Raw genomic sequence first — 21,527 nt, 5'->3', positions numbered from 1 at the left:
CCACGCCGTACCCCTCATGGAGAATCCAATGCGCACGCGCAGCCGTCTGGCGACTGCATCCACCACGTCCCTCATGTTCCTCGCCGCCTCGTTGACGGCGTGCGGCTCGTCGGACTCGGACCCGAACGTGACCCCCGACGAGACGGAGACCGGTCCGGTGTACAGCCTGGCCACGTCCGTCTTCGGAGACTCCGGTTCGGCCACGTATGTGAGCGTGTTCAACTCGCTCGACGTGACGAGCATCGACCTGGAGCAGGCGAGCGAGCACGCTGGCTTCGCGACCATCGGCGCGGTTGACGGGAAGCTCTTCGTCGGCGCGGGCGAGGCGCCCGAGCTCACCCGCTACTCGGTGTTCGACAGCGGGCGCTTCCAGGAGTCGGGGAAGCTCAGCTTCGCCAACTACGGGCTGACGGCGGCGCCGCTGTACCTCAACCACTTCGTGGACGGGACGTCGGCGTACATGCAACTGGAGGAGTCCCGGCGCATCGTGTGGAACCCGGAGGCGATGACCATCTCCGGCCCGGTGGAGTCGCCGGGGCTGGTGACGGAGCGCGACGGGCTGGTGGTGAAGGCCAGCTTCGACCGGGGCGTGGTGGCGCACGGCGGCTATTCGTTCCAGCCCTTCTACTGGACGGACGCCAACTACTACCGCTTCTCCCCCAGCTCCCAGATTGCCGTCTACTCCCACGCGGACGACAGCCTGGTGGAGCTCGTGGAGGCGCCGTGCCCGGGCCTGGACGTGGCGACGAAGGATGAGAACGGCAACATCTACTTCAGCAACTGGGTGTTCAGCGCGGGCGCGCCCGTGATTGACGACACCGCCCCGGAGACCTGCGCGGTGCGCTTCAACGCGAACGCGCGCGCCATCGACGGGGACTGGACGCGCTCGCTGGCGTCCATGGTGGGCGGGCGGCAGACGGCCGCGTTCCGCTACCTGGGCAACAACATGGGCGTGGTGGCGGCCTTCCACGACGACAGCCCGACGCTGGGCGCGACGCCGACGGCGTCCGACGTCACCAACGGCACGCACTGGAAGCTGTGGCAGGTGAACGTGGAGACGGGCGAGGGCGCGCCCATCCAGGGCCTGGATTGGATTGCGGGCGGCTACTACGCCTTCACCATCGAAGGGCGGACCTTCCTGCTGCTGCCCACCGCGGACTACGCGTCCACGTCCGTGTGGGAGCTGAACAGCAACGGCTCCGCGGTGAAGCGCTTCGAGACGCTGGGCTGGGCCTATCAGTTCGTGAAGGTGCGCTGAGCAGGGTGCGCCAGGTGCCGCCCGCGTGAGTGACGCGGGCGGCGCCGTGCTTCAGTACTCCACGGTGGCCTTGAGCCAGCCCGAGCGGCCGGGCCGCTGGACGCCGAAGAAGTCGAACAGCCTCGCGTCGGTGAGGTTGTCCAGCTCGGTGGTGAGCCCCAGGGAGAAGCCGTTGAGGCGGACCTTGTAGCCAACGCCCGCCGCCTGCGCGAACTGGCTGTCGATGGTCTGCTTCGTCTCCGCGGAGCCCAGGCCCCCCCAGTAGCGATAGAAGCCGTGGACGTAGCGCGCGGTCCAGAAGGGGGACAGCTCGTCCTCCGCGGTGGCCACGCCTCGCAGGGACAGGCGCGCGGTGGCGTTGAGGAAGAACCAGGGCCGGTTGGGCAGCCGCTGTCCCTCGAAGGCGCCGAAGGTGCCCTGGCTGGACACGTTACGGAGGTCCTGGACGGTGGCGTTGGCGTCCAGGTGCAGCCAGCCGCCAGGGGCGCTCCAGCCCGTCGCCCCCTCCAGGCCCAGCGCCCGCGCGCCGTAGACGTTCTGGAACGTCCAGTCGCGGTCCCTGCCCGCCAGCATGATGAGGTCCCGCGCCAGCCGGGCGAACCCGTTCAGCTCCCCCCGGAAAACGCCGAGCCGGGTGCGCAAGGGCGCGGTGGCCAGGCCGGCGTTCACGTTGTGGCTGCGCTCTGGCGCCAGGTCGAGGTTCTCCCGGATGAGGACCCCGTTGCCGAACAGCTCGTCCATCCGCGGCAGCCGCGTGGCGCGCTCGTAGCTGACCTTGACGTAGAGGGGCTCGCTCACGCGCAGCCGCAGGGCCGCGCCGCCGCCCAGTTGGTGCAGGTCGCGGTCCTTGCTGAGCCACTCGCCGGTGGGCTGCGGCTGCTGGGCCCTGGCCGCGTAGAGGTAGTCCTTGGCGAAGACAATCAGCTCCAGCGCGTCGTTGAAGGCGTTGAGCTGGTACTCCAGGCCCGTGACGGCGGTGAGGAGGTCGCGGTCCGCGGAGAGCGGGTCCTGGTCAATGGGGCTGGCCAGCCGCCGCTGCTCGCCGGTGCGGCGGGTGAGGGTGGGGGCGAAGGCGAGCCGCAGCGTCTGGGACGGGCTCAGGGCCCAGCTCGCGTTGGCGCGGCCATAGAAGGATTGCTGCCAGAGCGTCTGGTCGGTGGCGTCGCCGCCCAGCTCGCCCGGCTGGGTGCGCTCGCGCAGCCGGTTGCCGAACCAGTCGTAGACCCACTGGGACGTGTCCTGGAAGTCGGAGGCCTGCCACGCGTAGCCGGCCAGCGCGTCGACGCGGACCGCGCCGGTGAGGGCCTTCTCGTAGAGGAGCTGCGTGCCGAGCGCGGTGGCGCCGTAGCGGGCCTCGCCGAAGGGGCCTCCGCTCATCACCAGGTTGTGCTGGAGGTCCTTGTCGTAGCCAGAGCCGAAGACGCGCAGGGCGACGCGGTCCGCCCAGCCGACCTGTTCGAAGCCGGCCTCGAGCCCGCCGCCCAGCGCCTGGTAGCCGTCGTGGAAGCGGCTGACGGTGACAGGGCGAAGCTGCCCGCTGTCGTCGGAGGCCTCCACATTCACGCGGTAGTCGTTCCGCGTGGTGTCCGCGAAGAGGTGGGCCCGGGTGTAGATGCCGCCAGCGGCGGGCCGGTAGCTGCCGCCCAGCGTCAGCCGGTACGTCCCGAAGGCGCCACCCTGGAGCGACACGGCGCCATGCGCGCCGTCCTGAAGCGGCGCGGAGGTGAGGTTGACGGCACCGCCCAGCGCGTCGGCGCCGAAGCGGGAGGGCACCACGCCTCGGTAGATTTGAATCGAGTCGACCAGGTTCACCGGCACGTTGGCGAAGCCAAAGGGATAGCCGGACAGCTCGAGCGGCACGCCGTCCAGGAAGAAGCGAATCTGGTCGTCGGTGAGGCCGTTCAGCGAGAAGCGGATGGTGCTGCCCAGGCCGCCGCTGCGGCGCACCTCCACGCCCTCCTGCGCCGCCAGCACCTGGCCCATGTCCACCGAGCGGGCCTGCGCGCGGGTGGTGCTGACCACGCGCACCGCCTCCGCGGACTGGCGCATCCGCTCCGCCTCCGAGCGGCCGGACACCGTGGTCTCCATCGTCTTCTCTTCCGGAGGAGGCGGCGCGGCGGGCGCCTCCGCCTGCGCGGGCGGTGGCTCGGCGGTGGGCGCGGCCTCTGGTGCTGACGGGACGGGCGCGGTGGCCGGCTCCAACCGGAAGGAGTGGACCAGCTCAATCTGGCAGGCGACCGCTGCTCCGCCGACGCGCGCGGGCTCGAAGCGGAAGGCGAGGCTGGCGGTGCGAATCGCCTCGTCGAAGGCCGCGCCCGCGGACCGCACCACCTCCGACTCCGTCACCACGCCGTGCTCGTCGATGGTGAGCCGCAGCACCACGTCCGCCTGGCGCCCCGCCGCCAGCTCCACCTCCGGATAGGGGACGGTGACGCTGTCGATGCGGCTGGGCGGCTGGACCTGGGAGGGCGCGGTTTCGGAGGGCGCGGGCGCCGCCGCGGGTGCTGGCTCCGCGGGGGCCGCCGAGAGCAGCAGGGCGAGCGAGGTGAATGCCGAGAACATCCGCAATCCCGTTTTTGGTTTTGCGTCTCAGTCTCAACTATGACGCGAGCCGCTTATCGAGGATTGCGACAGGCCGGTCAAGGCAGGGCGCCCGGGTCTTGATTGACGGCCTGTCTCACGATTCGATAATCGAGCAAAAACCGTATATGTTGAAAGTCTCGAAGCTGAGCCTTCACCGCGAACTGAGTGAAGGCCGGCACGGCCCCTTTTCACGTGGGGGGCCGCGCCGGGGTGCCGTGCCTTGCGGGCTGCCTCATCGCGGGGATGAGGCAGCCCGTTTTTTCGCGGCTCAGGCCCGTTCCACGCGGAGGCGCGCGGGCAGGCCATTGATGCTGACCTCTTCTTCCTGGCCGGTGAGGCCCTCGGGGCCCACGAGGATGCTGGAGGCCAGCGTCTCCCGCGCAATCAGCTCCCGCGCTTCGTCCGTCACGCGCTTCACGCGCGCGTCGCCGTCCACCCAGAGCTGGATGCGGTCCGCGTAGCCCAGCTCCAGGTCCTTGCGCGCGCCCTGCACGCGGGCGAGCAGCTCGCGCACCAGGCCCTCATCCACCAGGCCTTCCGTCAGCTCGGTGTGCAGCACCACCACGCCCACGCCCATGCCCGCGGCGGCGTAGCCGGGGTTGGCCTCCACCAGCGTCTCCAGCTCCTCGGCGGTGAAGACCAGGTCCTCGCCGGCCACCGTCAGGGCCACGCGGCCCGTCTGGAGCAGCTCGCGGTGCAGCGCGGCGCCGTCGCCCGTGTCGAAGGCCTTGCGCACCGGGGCCAGCTTGGGGCCCAGCCGTCCGCCCACCGCGCGCAGGTTGGGCCGGACGCGGAAGCGCACCACGTCCGCCTCCGGGCTGCCCGGCTCCACGAAGCGCACGTCGTGGACGTTCAGCTCGTCCGCGATGAGGTCGCGGTACACCGCCACGCGGTCCGTCAGCTCCTTGCGCGCCAGGATGACGTCCGCGCGCGACAGCGGCTGGCGCACCTTGAGGCGGTTGTCCGTGCGCACCTTGAGGCCCAGGGACACCAAATCCCGCACCGCGCCCATCTCCGCCGCGAGCCCCTCGTCGATGAGGGCCGCCTCCACCGTGGGGAAGCGCGCCAGGTGGACGCTCTCCGGCTGCGTGGTGGGCCAGGGCTTTCGCACCAGGTTGCCCCACATCTCGTCGGCGAAGAAGGGGATGAAGGGCGCCGACAGCGCGGCGATGGTGGTGAGCGCCTCGTGGAGCGTGAAGTACGCGTCCTGCTTGTCCTGCTCGAAGCCCGGCGCCCAGAAGCGCGAGCGGCTGCGGCGCAGGTACCAGTTGGACAGCGCGTCCACCAGCGCCACCATCCGCTGGGCCGCGTCGTAGACCTGGTAGGTGTCCAGCGCGCGGGTGACGTCGCGCAGGGTGAGGTGGACCTCCGACAGAATCCAGCGGTCCAGCACCGGCCGCGCCTTCACCTCGCGCCAGCCCTGGCTGCGGCGGATGGCCTCCCACGGCGCGTCGGACGCGTCCGTGTTGCCGGCCGCGGGGTTGAAGCCGTCGATGTTCGCGTAGATGGTGAAGAACGCGTAGACGTTGCGCAGCTTGACCTGGAAGTCCTTCTGGAGCAGCCGCACGTTGCTCAGCGAGTGCCGCGTGTTGGACCAGGTGGGGCTCGCCGCGTAGAAGAACCAGCGGAACGCGTCCGCGCCCGGCGCCTTGGCGGCGGGGTCCTTCAGCACCACGCGTTCGGAGGGCGCCAGCCGGGGCACCTCCACCGGCATGACGCTGGCGCCGCGCGCGGAGGGCGCCACGTCCAGCGACTTCACGTCAGCGGGCGCCAGCAGCAGCACGCGGCGCTTGAGCTTCTTGTGCGCCTTCACCGTCGCCGTGAGCGCCACGTCCGGACGGTCCGGGCGGAAGAGCCGCACCTGGGCGCCCTCCTGGAGGTCCAGGCCCTCCAGGTCCTCGCGGGCGATGAGCGCCACGCCCGGCTCACCCGGCACGCCGGCCTCCGCGGCCGTGAGGACGGCGAAGTCCATGCGCACTTCGTCCAGGATGATTTCGGGCGGCGTGTAGTTGCCCTTGGACTTGGACTCCTTGCGGCCCTCCTTGTCGGAGACGTGGCCCAGCACGATGCAGCTCTTGTACGGCTGCGGCCAGCCGCGCTGGGGCGACAGGCCCATGCGCGCCTGCGTCTCCTCGTCGAAGAGGAGCGTGCTCACCATCAGCAGGGAGTAGAACCAGCCGCGCGTCTGGTCGATGGCTTCGGAGATGAAGTCCGCGGGGAAGGCGCGGTTGAAAATCTCCCGCGAGCCCGGCGCGTGCGGGAAGCCCCACTGCGCGAAGGGCATGCAGCCGGAGTCGAACCACACGTCCACGACTTCGGGCACGCGCTGGAAGCGCCCCGGGGTGCCGGGCTTCTCGAACGTCACCTTGTCAATCCACGGCTTGTGGACCAGGAGGTGCCTGGCGTTGGCCTCGTGCGGCTTGCCCGCGAGGAAGGCGTTCAGCTCCGCCTCCACCGCGGCCACGTTGTTGCCCGGCTTCTCGCGCAGCGCCTGGAGCGAGGGGACGGCCTCCACCTCACCTGTTTCCGAGTGCACCCACAGCGGCAGCGGCGTGCCCCAGTAGCGCTCGCGTGACAGGGCCCAGTCCACGTTGTTGGCCAGGAAGTCGCCGAAGCGGCCTTCCTTGATGTGCTCGGGCACCCAGTTGACGGCGCGGTTGTTGGCAATGGCCTCGTCCTTCACGGACGTGGTTCGGATGTACCAGGCGGGCCGGGCGAACTGGATGAGCGGGTCGTCGTCCGCGCGCCAGCAGAAGGGGTACTCGTGCTTGTACTGCTCCGTGAGGAGGATGAGCCCGCGCTCCTTCAGGTGGCGCTGGATGTCCTTGTCCGCCTCCTTCACGAAGCGGCCCGCGACGAGCGGCACGTCGTCGGAGAAGGTGCCGTCCGGCTTCACCGCGCAGAACAGCTCCAGCGCTTCGGGCTGGGCGAAGCGGGCCTTGTCCTTGCGAAAGGCCTCATAGTCGTCCTCGCCGAAGGCCGGGGCGATGTGGACGATGCCCGTGCCGCTGTCGAGCGTCACGAAGTCCGCGCCCAGCACGCGCCAGGCCTGTGCGTCCCCCCCGCCGTCCTTCAGCGGCAGCCGCGTGTCGCCCGCGCGCTGGTGGTACTGCTCGAAGGGCGGCTGGTAGCGCTGGCCCACCAGGGCGCTGCCCTTCTGCGTGGCGACCACGGGCAGCTCCTGCTTGAGCTTCTTCGCCAGCGCCTCGCGCAGGGCCGCGGCGACGATGAGCTTGCGCTCGCCCGCGTCCACGGTGACGTAGTCCACGCCCGGGTTGACGGCCGCGTACATGTTGGACGGCAGCGTCCAGGGCGTGGTCGTCCACACCACCAGCGCGGTGTCCGGCGCGTCGCGCAGCGGGAAGGCGACGTAGACGCTCGGGTCGTCCACCGTCTTGTAGCCCAGGCCCACCTCCGCGGCGCTCAGCGCGGTGCCGCCCTGCGGCCACCACCACACCACCTTGTGGCCCTGGTACAGCAGACCCTTGCGGTGCAGCTCCGCCAGCGCCCACCACACGCTCTCCACGAACTGCCGGTGGTAGGTGACGTAGGCCTGGTTCAGGTCCACCCAGAAGCCGATGCGCTCGGTGAGCCGCTCCCACTCGGAGGTGTAGCGGAAGACGGACTCGATGCAGCGCTCGGTGAAGGGCTCCACGCCGTAGCGCTCAATCTCCGCCTTGCCGTGGATGCGCAGCTCCTTCTCGACCTCCACCTCCACGGGCAGGCCGTGGGTGTCCCAGCCGGCCTTGCGGGGGACGTAGTGGCCCGTCATCGTCTTGTAGCGGGGGAACAGGTCCTTGATGACGCGCGTGAGGACGTGGCCGTTGTGCGGCAGGCCGTTGGCGGTCGGCGGGCCCTCGTAGAAGACGAAGCTGGGGGCACCCTCACGCGTTTCGAGCGAGCGCTCGAAGATGCGGCGGTCCTTCCAGAAGGCCTGGATGCGGCGCTCGTCGGAAGGGAAGTCCATCTCCGCGGGCACCACATCGAACAGGGAAGGGGGCGTTTCAGGCATGGTGCGGTGCTTGATAGCACCGCCCGCGCCAGGGATGCCCGTCCTGTGAATCAGGGCTGCGGACAGAGCGGCCAGTTGCCCCCACAGATGTCGCGTTCGATGTAGTAGCCCCAGTCCGGGCTGTAGAAGGCGAAGTGCTCCGGCCCGCTGCCGCAGGACACGTACTTGGACCGGACCCGGCAGTGGATGTCCGGGTCGTACTCCGGGTAGAGGGCCTGGGACGTGGACTCCGTCGCGGCGGGCTCCGCCGTGGCTTCGTCCATGGCTCCACCGCAGCCCCCCATCAGCAGGGCGGCAAGGCACATCAAGGTCGCGCGACTCTGGGGCACGGGTCTCTCCTGGGGGCGGCGTCCGTCGCCGTGGCTGAGTCTAAACGGGGATGTTCTGAATTTCAGGGTGGGCCTGTTGACGCCCATGTGCGCATCTTTCTAGGTTCTCGGGAGCTGAGAATTCCCACGCCCCTGGAATCGAGAGAGACATGAAAAGGCTGCTGCTCTGTGCCCTGTCGCTGGCTGTCGTGGTGGGCTGTTCCGATGCGCCGTCCGGACAGCCTCTTGCGCAGGAGGGCTTCCAGGTCCTCCAGCACGACGCGACGACGCTGGAGGCCACGTACGGCTCCGGGGGCGCGGTGGTGCGGATGCTCGCGGTGGAGACGCAGGCCAACGTCGTCGAGGTGACGTACGACTTTGGCGACCCCGTCATCGGGTTCCACATCGACTTCAACCAGGGCGTGGGCCAATTCACACCGTCGGGCAGCCCGCTGGACGCGTCCCACTCGCACCTGCTCGCGTCGCTGTTGGAGGGGCTCGCCCACGCGCTCCCCGCGGAGGGCCGCACCCGCGTCGAGGAAGCCGCCGAGCGCCAGACGAGCTTCATGCAGATTGTCCCCGTGGGCGAGGTCCTCACGGCGTACGAGTACGTGTCCGAGCGCGGCTGGGTGCACCTCTCCTGCACCTGCAGCCGTCAGTACATCGGCTCCGGCTACTACCGCACGGCGGGCCGGGGCTGCGGCTGCACCGGTGGCTCGGGCAACGGCTGCAAGGGCCGCTGCGGCCAGGGCTGCGGCGTCACCAGCCTGCCGCGCTGCGTGGGTACCACGGCCTATACGCAGGACTGCGCCAAGCACGACTACGGCCTGGGCAGCTTCGCGGCGGCGTCGGATGACTACTCGTTCGCGCGCAACAACTGCAGCTGCAGCGGCGTGGGCTCTTGCAGTTGAAGAAGCGCGTCCTGACAGGTGTGGCGCTGGCGCTCGTCGCCGGGATGGCCCTGGGCTGCAACCGGGCTTCCGGGCCCTGTCCCGATGGCGCGCGGCTCCAGGGCCGCGCGCCGCCCGACGGCGTCCTCCAGTGGTGCGCCCGGCCTGATGGCCAGAAGCACGGCCGTTGGGCGGAGTGGCACGCCACCGGGAAGCTGAAGACGGAGGGCGCCTACGTCGACGGGAAGATGGAGGGCCGCTGGGTCACCTACTTCGAGGACGGCGTGAAGCAGTTCGAGGGTGACTACCGCGGCGGGCTCAAGCAGGGCCTGTGGACCCTCTACTATGAGGAGGGCCCGAAGAACCGCGAGGAGCTCCATTCGCCCGGCGCCGGTCCGGTGAAGTGGACCGCCTGGCGCTCGGACGGCTCGAAGTGGGCGGAAGGGGCGCTGGCGGGACATCGCTCGCAGGGCGCTTATACGGAGTGGCACCCCAATGGCGCGCTGGCCGTGCAGGGCCAGTACGAGAAGGGGGAGAAGACGGGTGAGTGGAAGTACTGGGACGCCGCGGGCGCCGCCACGGACGTTCCGCAGGGCGACTTCGACAGCGAGTGACGTCACGTCCGCCGCCGTGGGACTCCTGCTGGCGGCGGGCGCGTGTGGTCCTTCTGTCGTCCCCGTCTCCCCGGAGACGCTCTCCCCGGCGCGGCGGGCCGTGGTGGGCGGCGCGGCCGAGCCGGGCTACGCCGCGGTGGCCGCCATCGTGCCCGTCTCCCCCTTCTGTGGTGAGCCTGACGAGGCGGCTCGCGTGCTCTGCACGGGCACGCTGGTGGCGCCCCGCGTGGTGCTGACGGCGGCGCACTGCGTGGAGAACACGGAGGCGCCGCGGGTGTTCTCGGTGGTGTTCGCCGCCGAGACAGCCCGCGCCTCCGCCGCGCAGCGCATCCGCGTGGTGGAGGGCCGGCTCCATCCCGCGTGGCGGCCGGGCGTGAATGACGTGGGCGTGTTGATGCTCGCCAGCGATGCGCCAGTCGCGCCGCTGGCCTGGGAGGCGCGCGCGTTTCCCGCTGACGGCGTGGGACGGGTGGCGCGGGTGGTGGGCTTCGGCATGGACGGGGAGGGGGGCTCGGGCCTGCGCCGAGGTGGCCTGTCCCGAATCACCTCGGTTGACGCGTTCGCATTCTCCATCGAAGCGGCGCCAGCGATGTCGTGCGGCGGGGACAGCGGCGGCCCGGTGTTCATTGAACAGGACGGCCTTGAACGATGGGTCGGTGTCACCTCGTTTGGCGACCTCACCTGCACCACGGGGACGAACACCCGCGTCGACGTACACGCGGATTTCATCCAGGCGGCCATTGACGACGCCGCTCACGACGCGCCCGTCCGGACGCCGGTGGACCTGGACGAGGATGCCTGCGCGCAGCGGTGCCGTGCGCATGGGGACTGCCCCGTGGGCATGGCGTGTGTCGCACGGGAGGACGGCACCCGGAGCTGCGCGGTGGCGGGGCTCGAGGCGGGCCACTTCGGGCCTTCCTGCACCAGCGCGCAGGGTGAACATCCGTGTGTGAAGGCGGGCTCGGCGTGCCGGCTGTGGCTGCCCTGCTCCACGCCGCGGGATGCAACAGCGCGGGGAGGGTGCGCGGCGGCAGGGGGCGGAAACCCCGGCCTGCTCCCGCTGGTGCTCCTGGCCCGGGCCTGGGGACGCGGCCGTCGCGCCAAGGGCGGGTAGGTCCGCGAGCGCCTTCCAGCCGCTGCTCGCCTGTCAGCCCCGCTGGCATGTTGTTTAACTGGGTGGTTTAATTTAGGGCGGAGGTCGTTATGGTCACCCCCATGGTTCAGCAACGTTCCGAGCAGCTCGACGCGGTCTTCCACGCGCTCTCCGACCCGACGCGGCGGGAGATGCTGCGCAGCCTGTCCTCGGGGCCGCGGAGCATTGGCGAGCTGGCGGCGCCGTTCAGCATGTCCTTCGCGGGTGCTTCCAAGCACGTCAAGACGCTGGAGCGCGCGGGGCTGGTGAACAGGTCGGTGGAGGGGCGCACGCACCGGTGCAGCCTCGCGCCGGCGCCGCTGGCCGGAGCGGCGGACTGGCTGCGCTTCTACGAGCGCTTCTGGAATGACCGGCTGGATGCCCTGGAGCGGGAGCTCCGCAAGCCCGAGCGCGGCGGCGCCAGGAAGGGCGCGCGGAAGGAGTGAGGTCCGCATGCGTCCCGTCGCCCCGCGGGCTGGGGGCACTCAGTGTCTGTCGTCTTCTCGCGGGGCATCACCCGTCCCGGGACGCGGGCCCCGTTGCTGCTTGAGCCGTTCGCGCGGCCAGACGAACAGCGCCATCCCGGCCAGGAACAGGAAGAAGAGGACGACAGACAGCACGAGCACGCCGCCGACGAGGCCCGCCGCCATGCCAGCCAGGCCCCACAGCAGGCCATGGGGAAAGCCCAGGACGGCCCCGATGACGGTGCCCACCGCCGCGCCCGCGTAGGCGAAGGGCTCGATGAGGTTCACGATGCGCTCCCACGTTGATGCTCGTCACGAGCCTGGGTGGGAGAACGCATGAGCAAGTCGCGACGCAAGGTGGTCCTCATCACTGGCGCATCCTCTGGCATCGGTCAGGCCTGCGCGGAGCTCCTGGGGGCGCATGGCCACGCCGTCCATGGTACCAGCCGCCATCCCCGCGCGGAGGGTGCCCACCACCAGATGGCTGTTTTGGACGTCACGGATGAGGATTCCGTTCAACGCGTGGTGGCGTCGGTGCTCGCGGCCGAGGGCCGGCTCGACGTGGTGGTGAACTGCGCGGGCTTCGTGATGGCTGGCGCGGTGGAGGATGTGTCCATTGAAGAGGCCCAGCGGCAGATGGACACCAACTTCTTCGGCGTGCTGCGCGTCTGCCGGGCGGTGCTGCCCACGATGCGCGCGCAGCGGTCGGGCCTCATCGTCAACATCAGCTCCATGGGCGGCGCCGCCGGGCTCCCCTTCCAGGGGCTCTACAGCGCCAGCAAGTTCGCCCTGGAGGGGCTGACGGAGAGCCTCCGGCAGGAAGTCGCCGCCTTCGGCATCGAGGCCACGCTGCTGCAGCCCGGAGATGTCCTCACGCGCGTGCGCGAGTACCGGCAGCGCGCCCGTCAGTCCGGTCCCGGGTCCGCCTACCAGGAGGCCTTCGAGCGCGTCATGGACCTGGTGGAGTCAGCAGAGGGCGCGGGCGTCCCTCCCGAGCAGGTCGCCCGGAAGCTCCTGTCCCTGGTGGAGCGCCGGCGCGTGGACGTGCGCTACTCCGTGGGGCACCTGTCGCAGCGCGTCGGCCTGGTGTCGAAGCGCCTGCTACCCGGGCGCACTTTCGAGCACCTCGTGATGGCGCTCCACGGCCTGTCGCGGCGCTGAGCGGGGTCCAGCGGGTGGCACATTCCTGACATAGGACTGTCAGGGGCGGGTCGCAGGATGGCGTCCACGAAGCCCCTTGGGTTCTCCCAACCCAGGGGTGTTCGCATCCCACCCCCAGGTGCCAACCGACATGATTCCCTTCTTGATGATGTTGCCGCTGCTCGTCCCCGCGGGTGCCAAACGTGGGCGCCCCAGCAAGGCACGGAAGGAGCGGGTGCTGCGTCCGGTGCCCCCACCCACGAAGGAATCAGGAAGCGCGCCGCCTGCCCGTGTCTCCTCGCGGCGGCGGAGCCCGCCGGCCCAGGTTCTGGGGCAGCGGGCCCTCAACCGGGCCCTGCTCCAGCGGCAGTGGCTGTTGCAGCGCTTCCGCACGGGCGTGGTGGAGGCACTGGAGCACCTGGTGGGGCTCCAGGCCCAGGCCACCCATCCTCCCTACGGTGGATTGTGGACGCGGCTGGAGGGCTTCCAGCAAGAGGCGCTGACCCGGCTCATCACCGAGCGCCAGGTGGTGCGCGCCGGGATGATGCGCGGGACGTTGCACCTGGTGACCGCGCGCGACTGCCTCGCGCTGCGTCCCGTGCTGCAACCCGCGCTCGACAGGGCGCTGAAGCACTCCTCCCATGGCAAGCAGCTGGCGGGCGTGGACGTCCAGGCGCTGGTGGCGCGGGGGCGGGCGCTGCTGGAGGCCCGTCCCAGTCCCCGCGGTGAGCTGGGCCAGCGGCTCCAGGAGCAGTGGCCCGGCCATGATGCGAGCGCCCTGAGCATGGGCTTCTCGAGCCTGGAGCCGCTCGTCGTGGTGCCGCCCTGTGGAACGTGGGGCCATGGCGAGCGGATGGTGTACGCCACCGCTGAGTCCTGGCTCGGCCAGCGCTTCGAGCCCGCCGCGCCGCCAGACGCGCTGGTGCCGCGCTACCTCGCCGCGTTCGGCCCCGCGAGCGTCAGGGATTTGCAGGCCTGGTCGGGCCTGTCACGCATGGGCGCTGTCCTGGAGCGGTTGAGGCCCGGGCTGCGCACCTTCCGTGACGAGCACGGCGTGGAGCTGTTCGACACCCCCGATGCCCGGAGGCCCGACCCGGACACGCCCGCGCCCGTCCGCTTCCTGTCCGAGTTCGACAGCGCGCTGCTGGCCCACGCGGACCGCACGCGCATCCTGTCCGATGCCGCTCGCAAGCGGGTCTTCACCCGCAACGGCATTGTGCGCGCCACCCTCCTCGTCGATGGCTTCGTTCAAGGAACCTGGCGCATCGAACGTGCGCGTGGCACCGCGACCTTGTGCATCACGCCCTTCGCGCGGCTGTCGCGTGAGGACCGCGCCGCGCTGAGCGACGAGGGCGCGCGGCTGCTCGCCTTCGCCGCCGCGGATGCCCGGCGCGTCGACCTCCGCTTCGAGCGGGTGGAGTGAGGGCACCGGGAGCAGACTTTCCCAGTCCCGCTCCATGCAAAAGAGCCGTGTCTTCATAAAACGCCATTTGTCTTTAATTCAAGATTTCCTGGTGATATCCGGCGCCCTCTTTCCCGCTTTGGGAGTGAGGAGGCACGTCGAATGGCACAGGGACACTCGGTGGTGGTGGGACGTGGCTGGGTGCTGGCGTTGGGACTGGGAGGTCTGCTGGCGGCATGTTCGCCGGCGGAGGAGGCGGGCTCCGCGGAGGTGAGGTCTCCAGAGGTGGCGTCGCGGGCGCAGGGGCTGGCGGCGCCCATTGGACGGAGCGTCACGCTGAGGGCCTGCTCGACGCAGCAGTTCGTGTCCGCGGACCAGAACCTCGCGAACACGCCGCTGATGGCGAACCGGGCCACGGCGCAGGACTGGGAGCAGTTCCAGGTGGTGGACGCGGGCGGTGGCCTGGTCGCGCTGCGCTCCGTGTCGTCGGGGCTGTACGTGTCGGCGGACACCAACCTGGGCGGACAGCTCGTCGCCAACCGGAACAGCGTCCAGGACTGGGAGCGCTTCGAGTGGGTGGAGTTTGGCGGCGACTCCGTGGGCCTGAAGGCGCGCAGCAACAACCTCTTCGTGTCGGCGGACACGAACCTGGGCGGGCAGCTCATCGCCAACCGCGCGTCGGCGGGGTGCTGGGAGTCCTTCTCCGTCAGCGTCATTGGCGGGGGCGGCGGCGGCTGGGTGGAGCGCTGGCGTGACGACTTCGACGGTAGCAGCATCAACGCCGCCAACTGGTTCGCCAATACCGGCGTCCATGTGAACAGCGAGCAGCAGCAGTACACGACGTCGCCGCGAAACATCGAGGTGAGCAACGGGACGCTGAAGCTCATCGCGCGGCACGAGTGGAACAACGGCTATCCCTTCACGTCGGGCCGCCTGGAGAGCGCGGGCAAGCGGGAGTTCGGGCACGGCAAGGTGGAGGCGCGCATCAAAATGCCGGTGGGCCCGGGGCTGTGGCCGGCGTTCTGGATGCTCGGCAACAACATCAACCAGGTCGGCTGGCCGGAGTGCGGTGAGCTCGACATCATGGAGAACGTCGGCTACGCGAACTGGACGTCGGGCGCGCTGCACGGGCCGGGGTACTCCGGCAACACGCCCATCAACCAGCAGTTCTTCCCGAGCTCGCCGGTGAGTGACTGGCACGTCTACGCCACGGAGTTCTCGTCCCAGGACATCAAGTGGTTCATCGACGGCGTGCTGCTGAAGACGGTGACCCGCGCCGAGGTCGAGCGCTACGGCCGCTGGGTCTATGACCGCCCCTACTTCATCATCCTGAACCTGGCGGTGGGCGGCACCTATCCGCACGGCGTCAACGGGGCGACGACGCCGTACTTCGGCGTGCCGCAGTCCACGCTGAACCACATCCGCGACACGGCGCCCGCGCTGGAAGTCGACTGGGTCCGTTATTCCCAGTGGCAGTGAGCCGGAAAGGAAAGGCGCCAGACGTCATGCGAAACGAGCGTGTTTTCCTCAAGTCCCTGGCCTTCGCGGCCCTGTGTGTCACCACTTTGCTGGCCTGCTCCGGCGCGCCGGATGAGGCGGCGCAAGAAGGAGCGCCCACCGGGAGCGCCGAGCAGGCGGCCCTCGCGACGCGCGTGGTGGGGTACCTGCCCACGTGGGCGGGGGACATCAATGCCCTCCAGTACGACAAGCTGACGCACATCAACTACGCCTTCGCGCTGCCCACCGCGCAGGGCGGCCTCACGGGGGTGAGCAGCAACGACGCGCGGCTGCGCTCGCTGGTGCAGACGGCGCATGCGCGCGGCGTGAAGGTGCTCATCGCCGTGGGCGGCTGGAACAACGGCGACGACAGCGGCTTCGAGCAGTTGGCCGCCAACGCCTCCACGCGCACCGCGTTCGTGAACAACCTCATCAGCTTCGTCAACGCGGCGGGGTTGGACGGCGTGGACCTGGACTGGGAGTACCCGGACCCGGGGCAGTCGGCGCAGAACTTCGCGGCGCTGGTGCGGGAACTGGGCGCGGCGCTCCGTGCGCGGGGCAAGCTGCTCACCGCGGCCGTCATCGCCAACGGCTACTACGGCGAGGGCATCCCCGCGTCGACGTTCAGCGACTTCGACTTCCTGAACATCATGGCCTACGACGGCGGCCATCCGCATTCGACGTATGAGTTCGCGGTGCAGTCGCTCAACTACTGGGTGAACCGCGGGCTGCCGCGCGCGAAGGCGGCGCTGGGCGTGCCCTTCTATGGCCGTTCGCCGTCGTCCTACGTCAGCTACGCGGAGCTGGTGGGGCGTGATTCCCAGGCGCCCTACAAGGACTGGGTGGGGGACGTGCAGTACAACGGCATCGCCACCATCCAGGCGAAGTCGCGCCTGGCGCTCCAGCAGGGCGGCGGGGTGATGATTTGGGAGCTGTCCCAGGACACGCAGGGCGCCACGTCACTGCTGAGCGCTATCGCGCAGGTGGTGCAGACGCCCGGCGGCGGCAACGTGTACCGGCTGGTGAACAAGCTGACGGGCAAGTGCGTGGACATCGACGGACCGAGCACGGCCGACGGCGCGCTCATCCACCAGTGGGCCTGCCACGGCGGCGCCAGCCAGCAGTGGGCGATGGAGTCCACCGACAACGGCTACGTGCGCTTCGTGTCCCGCCACAGCGGGAAGGCCCTGGACGTGCGGGACGTGAGCACGGCGGACGGTGCCCGGCTCCAGCAGTGGAGCTATTCGGGCGGCGGCAACCAGCAGTTCCGCGCCGTCTCCCTGGGCAACGGCTTCCACCGGCTGGAGGCGCGGCACAGCGGGAAGGTGCTGGACGTGGCGGACTGCTGGGCCCGCGGTGACGGCGCGGCCGTGCAGCAGTGGGCGTGGTCCAACAACGATTGCCAGCAGTTCCGGCTCGAGCAGCTCTGAGCCGGTGCGGGGAGGCGGCGCTCCAGCCGGGCCGGGCTGGAGCGCCGTCGTCTTCCCCAGGAAGGTGTGAGGCTCAGGCGTTGAGCGTGCTCTCGTCGACGCCGGCCTCGGCCATCAGCGTGGCCAGCGCGAGCTTGAGCTTGTCCTTCGCGCGAATCTCCAACTGACGGGCGCGCTCGCGGGAGAAGCCGAAGTGCTCGCCCAGCTCGCTGAGCGTCATCTCCGCGTCACCCATGACGCGCTGCTCGATGATGAAGCGCTCGCGCGGGTCCAGCCGGCGCAGGGCGCGCTGCACGAGCTCGCGGGTGAGGTTGGCCTGCTGCCGGTCGGCGACCTCGTCCACCGCGGAGGCGGACTCGGACTCCACGAAGTCCAGGTGCGTGGCGTCGCCGTCCTCGCCCATGGGCGCGTCCAGGGACAAGTCCCGGCCGCCCATGCGCTGCTCCATCTCGCGCACCTCGGAGGCCTTCACGTTCAGCTTGCGCGCAATCTCCTCGGCGTTGACGACGTTCGCGTCGCCGGCGCCCAGCTTCTCCAGCTCGCGGCGCGTGCGGGCCAGGCTGAAGAAGAGGCGGCGCTGCGCCTGCGTGGTGCCCAGCTTCACCAGGCTCCAGTTCTTGAGGATGCAGTTCTGGATGTACGCGCGAATCCACCAGACGGCGTAGGAGATGAGGCGGATGCCCTTGTCCGGGTCGAACTTCTGCACGGCCTTCATCAGGCCGATGTTCGCCTCCTGGATGAGGTCCGACATCTTCAGGCCGTAGGAGCGGTACTCGTAGGCCACCTTCACCACGAAGCGGAGGTTCGCCGTCACCAGCTGGTGGCCCGCGGCCAGGTCTCCGTCGCGGAAGCGCCTCGACAGCTCCTGCTCCTTCGGCTGGGTGAGCAGCGGGTACTGGTTGATCTCCGACAGGTAGGTGGAGAGCGAATCAGGGGAGGAGAAGGAGTTGGAAGCCTGCATGGTGTCTCTCGGGGAAAAAGAGATCTGGTTGGGGGACCGCGATGACGCTACGGGGGGTTGCCCTTTGCGACCCGCGTGCCAAAGGGTGGCACCATCGTTTCTAAGTGAATCCAGGGGTTTGCATCCATGCTGACCCATGCATAAGGGCGGTAATCGGTCGTTTTTACAGCCGGCCTCACGGAAGTCTTTTCCGAACGTTGACTGGCCAACGGGGCACCTGGCCTGGGGGGGCAGGCAGGTGGGAGCGGGCGTGCGGGGCCCTTCACGGAGGCCTGCTGTGTCGTGCCCGGTGCGTCGTCGCCACCTTGATGGGATGGGGGACCTCTTCCAGCTCTTCGCCGTCTCCGCCGTGGTGATGGGCGTGTCGCAGACGCTGTCCCGGGAGCGCATCTTCGCGCCGATGCGCGCGCGGCTGGGGGGCAAGGACTCCTGGCTGGGCTACCTGGTGTCGTGCCCCTACTGCGTGTCGCACTACGTGGCGTTCATCCTGGTGCCGCTCACGGGGACGGCCGTCATCCGGGTGACGGTGGGCGGCTGGCCCGGCTACGTGCTCAGCTGGGTGCTGTCCACGCTGCTCATCACCGTCATCGCGGCGTTCTTCCGGGTGGTGTTCTGGTTCGTGGATGAGACGCAGGGCCTGGTGAAGCGGCGCCAGCGCACGGAAGAAGAGGAGACGGCCACGCGGCGCCTCCATCGCGAGCAGGCGGAGCAGACGCTGAACCACCACGACCCTGATTCACAGGAGCCCTCACCGCCCGTGCCGCATTGATGCGATGCGTCGCGTGCCCTCTGTGTGGATCGACCTGGGGGAGGTGGGGAGGACGCAACTTCCCTCTGCAACCTTGAGAAGATGAGGAGAACACCCGTCCCCCACCGGGCAGGAGGTCCTCGTGAGCACCATCGACCGCAGCCGCAGCGCCGTCACCCCTCCGACTGTGAAGGCGCCCACGGCGGCTCCGAAGAACGCCCTGTTGGGCGGGGTGGTGGAGGCCATCAAGGGCGGCATCGCGGACGTGCCCCGCTTCATCGAGATGGGCAAGGACGTCTTCCAGGCCGCGCATGTGAGCGAGCTGAAGCGCCTCTTCGGCGGGGACGCGAAGCCGGACCGGATGAATGACGGGAAGTTCGTGGGCGCCAAGGGGCAGACGTTTCCGCCCGGCACGCCGCTGAAGGATGTCCCGGGCGTGACGCCGCTGGACAACCCGAACCCGTCGAAGACGATTCTCTACGTCAACGGCATCATGACGCCGACGTCGGGCCAGCTGAGTGAGATGCAGGCCATCGCGGAGACGGCGGACGCGAAGGTGGTGGGGATTCACAACGCGACGCAGGGGCTGGTGGCGGACCTGGCGCAGTGTGTGGGGGACAAGCTGGACAAGGGCCGCAACCCCGCGGTGGATACGCTGGCGGACACGCTCTACGGCGAGCTGAAGGCGGGCCGTGAGGTGCACCTGATGGGGTACAGCCAGGGCGGCCTCATCACCGCGCGGGCGCTGGATGACGTGGCGAAGCGGCTGCGCATCGAAGACGGCATGTCCCCGGCGCAGGTGGAGCAGACGCTGGGCAAGCTGAGCGTGGAGACCTTTGGCGCGGCGTCCACGCGGTATGTGGATGGGCCCAAGTACGTGCACTACGTCAACAACGCGGACCCGGTGCCCACGCTCACGGGCCTGGGCGGGAGCGTGGACCCGACGGCCTTCCTGAAGGACGCGGGCAAGGGCGCGGTGGTGCACCGGTTCACGGATGGGAATGCGAACCCCATCAGCAATCACATGCTGGACACGCTGTACATGAAGCACCGCGTGGACTTCGACCAGGCTCGGGCGGGGCAGTTCTAGTTCGTGAGGATTACACCGGCGTGAACTTCACGCCGGTGGCCTGGAGGCGCTCCAGGGCGTGTTTGATTTCCTCGGCGACGATGAGGGCGATGTCCCAGCCTTCCGTGCGGAAGACCTTGGCGTCGCCGACTTTCGTGGTGTCGATGCGCAGCCCCATCACGGACTTGTAGTCGCCAATTCGCTCTGGCTGCCCGTGCTCCGGCTTCCAGTAGCGCACCTCCTCTGACGCCTTGTCGTCAATGCAGCGGATGCGCTTCGTGGCCACGAGGATGAGGTACTGGTCCGGGTGGCTCTGGACGTCCACGGGGATGAGTTGCACGTCGTCGGGAGCCAGCTCCGCGAAGAGGGTGGCTACCCGGACATGAACGATAGGTGCAGCGCCGATGCCCGCCATGCAGAAGTCCAACCGCCTCCCGGGCGCGTCGACGGGAATCGTCAGACGGCCCGTAACACGGACAGGCTGTCCGGCCGCGAATAGGTAGGGGTCGTCCACCTCTTGACCTTGCTCGTTCAAGAGGTCTCCCAGGTCCCAGTTCTCGGCTTGCATGTCCTCTTTGAGCCTGAAGTAGCGCTTGGGCATGGTGGGCTTCCTCTCTACCTTACTTGCCCTGGGTCACGAGCCTGTGGAGGCTCGTTCCCTTCGTCGCGACTTCCTCGGCCAGCTCCTTGAGTGCGGCCGTTAGCGTTTTACGGCATGCAACCACGGTGCGGCACGTTCTTGTCGCATCCCAGAGTCTCTCGTAAACCGCCTCGTGGTAATCCTGCGGATGAGGCCCCTTGTGGCCAGGAACATCAACGATGTTCTCAGGGTCCTTCAACTCCATTCCGGCCTTCCTGAAGATCCTTCTGAACTCAGGCGTCCAGGGCCCGCCACGAGCGGTGGAGACACTGTTCTTGTCCGTGGCAAGGTGGTGCTTCTGGCTCTTTCCCCTTGAGCCCCCGCTGCTCCTCCCCTGGTTCGCCATGGCGACCGCGTGGGGGGCCAGCGCGATGGTGAAGCCCTCGGCCGCCATCGCCACCGACTCCACGCTTCCGATGGCCACGTACTGGTAGCCCGCCTGCGTCTCCACCGCGAGGGACGCCTGCGCCGAGCCCGGGAGTCGCGGTGCTTTCGCCGCGAGCCCCGCCGTATTGCCGAGTGCTGCCGTGGCCAACATGACGAAGATGCGTGCTGCGTTCTCTCCGAGGACTTCGCCGTACGCCTCGCCCGCCTCGCTGAGCTGCTCGAAGGTGGTGGCCCGGTCCGCCTCACGCACCAGCGCCACCCACCCGTCCAGAATGCGCCACACGGTGTCCACGCCCAGGTAGGCGATGGCCGTGGCCGTCAGCAGCGCTGCCAGCCCCTTGCTCACCGGTTCAGGGAGCGACCAGAGGAGCAGGTACATGCTGACGGAGGCACTCACCGTCGCCAGCAGCGCCTGCGGGTCGGCCATGTCCTCCAGCGCCTCGGCCGTCTCTTCCCACACCGAGTCCATGGCGATGGCCATGGCCAGCGAGTACTTGCCGTCGCTGGCCAGCAGCGGGCCTTCTGACAGCAGGCGCAGGCAGTCACCGGGCTGCGACTTACGCTTGCACCAGCGGCCATAGGCGCGCGTCAGTTCGTCATCCGCGTAGGCCCCCAGGAGACGCAGGCCGTCTGGGTCCTTCTCTTCGTTCTGGGGGATGAGCCGGGGGCCGCGCCCCTCGTACAGGTATACGCCGCTTCGCTCGGGAACGCCGAAGCGTCGGCGGGCCTCGCGCAGGGGATTGGAAAAGGGCCGCACATCCCGGGCGAGTTCCACCACGGCCGCCTCGAACTCGTCCTCGTCCAGCTCCACGGGCCCGGCCTCATCGTCCGTGAACGGCGTGTGGACCAGCGGAGGTCCCTCCCTGGTCTCCAGGCGCACGAGGCGCGTGGTCGAACAGCCCGTGACGGCAAGCGCCAGCACCAGCCAGATGACCGCATGCGCTCTCATTCAAGTCCTCGCTGGGCAGCGGGGCCCACGGGAGGTGGCGTGG

18 protein-coding genes are annotated in these 21,527 nt (G+C 69.4%); 11 read left to right on the top strand and 7 right to left on the bottom strand.

Translation table 11 applies throughout. The annotated features are described in order from the left end of the window. Positions 1 to 28 precede the first annotated feature (28 nt). Positions 29 to 1,258, top strand: coding sequence for a DUF4374 domain-containing protein (locus KGD87_RS20185; RefSeq protein WP_284661913.1), 1,230 nt, complete (start codon positions 29 to 31; stop codon positions 1,256 to 1,258). 51 nt (positions 1,259 to 1,309) lie between these two features. Here KGD87_RS20185 and mxcH read toward each other — a convergent pair whose 3' ends face one another. The 3 genes from mxcH to KGD87_RS20170 all read right to left on the bottom strand — a co-directional run bounded on the left by mxcH (position 1,310) and on the right by KGD87_RS20170 (position 8,182). Then, the gene (gene mxcH / locus KGD87_RS20180) at positions 1,310 to 3,820 is read right to left on the bottom strand and encodes a TonB-dependent siderophore myxochelin receptor MxcH (RefSeq protein WP_284661911.1); all 2,511 of its coding nucleotides are present in this window, start codon (positions 3,818 to 3,820) and stop codon (positions 1,310 to 1,312) included. Between the two features lie 289 nt (positions 3,821 to 4,109). Further along, positions 4,110 to 7,853, bottom strand: coding sequence for an isoleucine--tRNA ligase (gene ileS / locus KGD87_RS20175; RefSeq protein ID WP_284661909.1), 3,744 nt, complete (start codon positions 7,851 to 7,853; stop codon positions 4,110 to 4,112). Positions 7,854 to 7,903: 50 nt separating this feature from the next. Next, on the bottom strand, positions 7,904 to 8,182 hold the full coding sequence (locus KGD87_RS20170; RefSeq protein ID WP_284661908.1) for a hypothetical protein: 279 nt from the start codon (positions 8,180 to 8,182) through the stop codon (positions 7,904 to 7,906). Positions 8,183 to 8,331: 149 nt separating this feature from the next. Here KGD87_RS20170 and KGD87_RS20165 point away from each other — a divergent pair, with 149 nt between their 5' ends. The 4 genes from KGD87_RS20165 to KGD87_RS20150 all read left to right on the top strand — a co-directional run bounded on the left by KGD87_RS20165 (position 8,332) and on the right by KGD87_RS20150 (position 11,243). After that, on the top strand, positions 8,332 to 9,072 hold the full coding sequence (locus KGD87_RS20165; RefSeq protein WP_284661906.1) for a hypothetical protein: 741 nt from the start codon (positions 8,332 to 8,334) through the stop codon (positions 9,070 to 9,072). Continuing rightward, complete coding sequence (locus tag KGD87_RS20160) at positions 9,069 to 9,665, top strand: toxin-antitoxin system YwqK family antitoxin (protein WP_284661905.1); 597 nt, start codon at positions 9,069 to 9,071, stop codon at positions 9,663 to 9,665. Before KGD87_RS20165 ends, KGD87_RS20160 begins: the two co-directional genes overlap by 4 nt. Before the next feature lie 16 nt (positions 9,666 to 9,681). Continuing rightward, positions 9,682 to 10,779, top strand: a complete 1,098-nt coding sequence (locus tag KGD87_RS20155) for a S1 family peptidase (protein WP_284661904.1) — start codon at positions 9,682 to 9,684, stop codon at positions 10,777 to 10,779. Positions 10,780 to 10,868: 89 nt separating this feature from the next. Beyond that, positions 10,869 to 11,243, top strand: coding sequence for an ArsR/SmtB family transcription factor (locus KGD87_RS20150; protein WP_284661903.1), 375 nt, complete (start codon positions 10,869 to 10,871; stop codon positions 11,241 to 11,243). 39 nt (positions 11,244 to 11,282) lie between these two features. On the opposite strand, the gene KGD87_RS20145 is transcribed toward KGD87_RS20150, so the two are convergent. Beyond that, complete coding sequence (locus KGD87_RS20145; RefSeq protein ID WP_163777314.1) at positions 11,283 to 11,549, bottom strand: hypothetical protein; 267 nt, start codon at positions 11,547 to 11,549, stop codon at positions 11,283 to 11,285. 48 nt (positions 11,550 to 11,597) lie between these two features. Here KGD87_RS20145 and KGD87_RS20140 point away from each other — a divergent pair, with 48 nt between their 5' ends. From KGD87_RS20140 to KGD87_RS20125, 4 genes are all read left to right on the top strand, one after another. Beyond that, a complete protein-coding gene (locus tag KGD87_RS20140; RefSeq protein ID WP_284661901.1) occupies positions 11,598 to 12,422 on the top strand; it encodes an SDR family oxidoreductase in 825 nt (274 codons plus the stop codon). 130 nt (positions 12,423 to 12,552) lie between these two features. Further along, entirely contained in the window at positions 12,553 to 13,824 is a 1,272-nt protein-coding gene (locus KGD87_RS20135; protein WP_284661900.1) for a winged helix DNA-binding domain-containing protein, read from the top strand. A 141-nt stretch (positions 13,825 to 13,965) separates the two neighbouring features. Continuing rightward, positions 13,966 to 15,282 carry a family 16 glycosylhydrolase gene (locus KGD87_RS20130; protein ID WP_284661899.1) on the top strand — a complete coding sequence of 439 codons (1,317 nt, stop codon included), beginning with the start codon at positions 13,966 to 13,968 and terminating at the stop codon, positions 15,280 to 15,282. A 26-nt stretch (positions 15,283 to 15,308) separates the two neighbouring features. Next, entirely contained in the window at positions 15,309 to 16,730 is a 1,422-nt protein-coding gene (locus KGD87_RS20125; RefSeq protein WP_284661898.1) for an RICIN domain-containing protein, read from the top strand. Between the two features lie 73 nt (positions 16,731 to 16,803). Here the strand turns inward: KGD87_RS20125 and KGD87_RS20120 are convergent, their stop codons facing one another. Further along, positions 16,804 to 17,691: an RNA polymerase factor sigma-32 gene (locus tag KGD87_RS20120; protein ID WP_163777306.1), complete on the bottom strand. Its 888-nt coding sequence runs from the start codon at positions 17,689 to 17,691 to the stop codon at positions 16,804 to 16,806. 313 nt (positions 17,692 to 18,004) lie between these two features. Here KGD87_RS20120 and KGD87_RS20115 point away from each other — a divergent pair, with 313 nt between their 5' ends. Together KGD87_RS20115 and KGD87_RS20110 are read left to right on the top strand one after the other, a co-directional pair. Then, entirely contained in the window at positions 18,005 to 18,460 is a 456-nt protein-coding gene (locus KGD87_RS20115) for a hypothetical protein (protein WP_284661897.1), read from the top strand. Positions 18,461 to 18,581: 121 nt separating this feature from the next. Next, positions 18,582 to 19,529: an alpha/beta fold hydrolase gene (locus KGD87_RS20110; protein ID WP_284661896.1), complete on the top strand. Its 948-nt coding sequence runs from the start codon at positions 18,582 to 18,584 to the stop codon at positions 19,527 to 19,529. 10 nt (positions 19,530 to 19,539) lie between these two features. Here KGD87_RS20110 and KGD87_RS20105 read toward each other — a convergent pair whose 3' ends face one another. Together KGD87_RS20105 and KGD87_RS20100 are read right to left on the bottom strand one after the other, a co-directional pair. After that, positions 19,540 to 20,109: an imm11 family protein gene (locus tag KGD87_RS20105; protein WP_284661894.1), complete on the bottom strand. Its 570-nt coding sequence runs from the start codon at positions 20,107 to 20,109 to the stop codon at positions 19,540 to 19,542. A 19-nt stretch (positions 20,110 to 20,128) separates the two neighbouring features. After that, positions 20,129 to 21,484, bottom strand: a complete 1,356-nt coding sequence (locus KGD87_RS20100) for an AHH domain-containing protein (RefSeq protein ID WP_284661893.1) — start codon at positions 21,482 to 21,484, stop codon at positions 20,129 to 20,131. Positions 21,485 to 21,527 lie beyond the last annotated feature (43 nt).

The sequence above is a fragment of the Myxococcus sp. SDU36 genome, from assembly GCF_030168875.1.
GTDB lineage: Bacteria > Myxococcota > Myxococcia > Myxococcales > Myxococcaceae > Myxococcus > Myxococcus vastator.
This window is presented reverse-complemented; position numbering and strand designations above follow the sequence as displayed.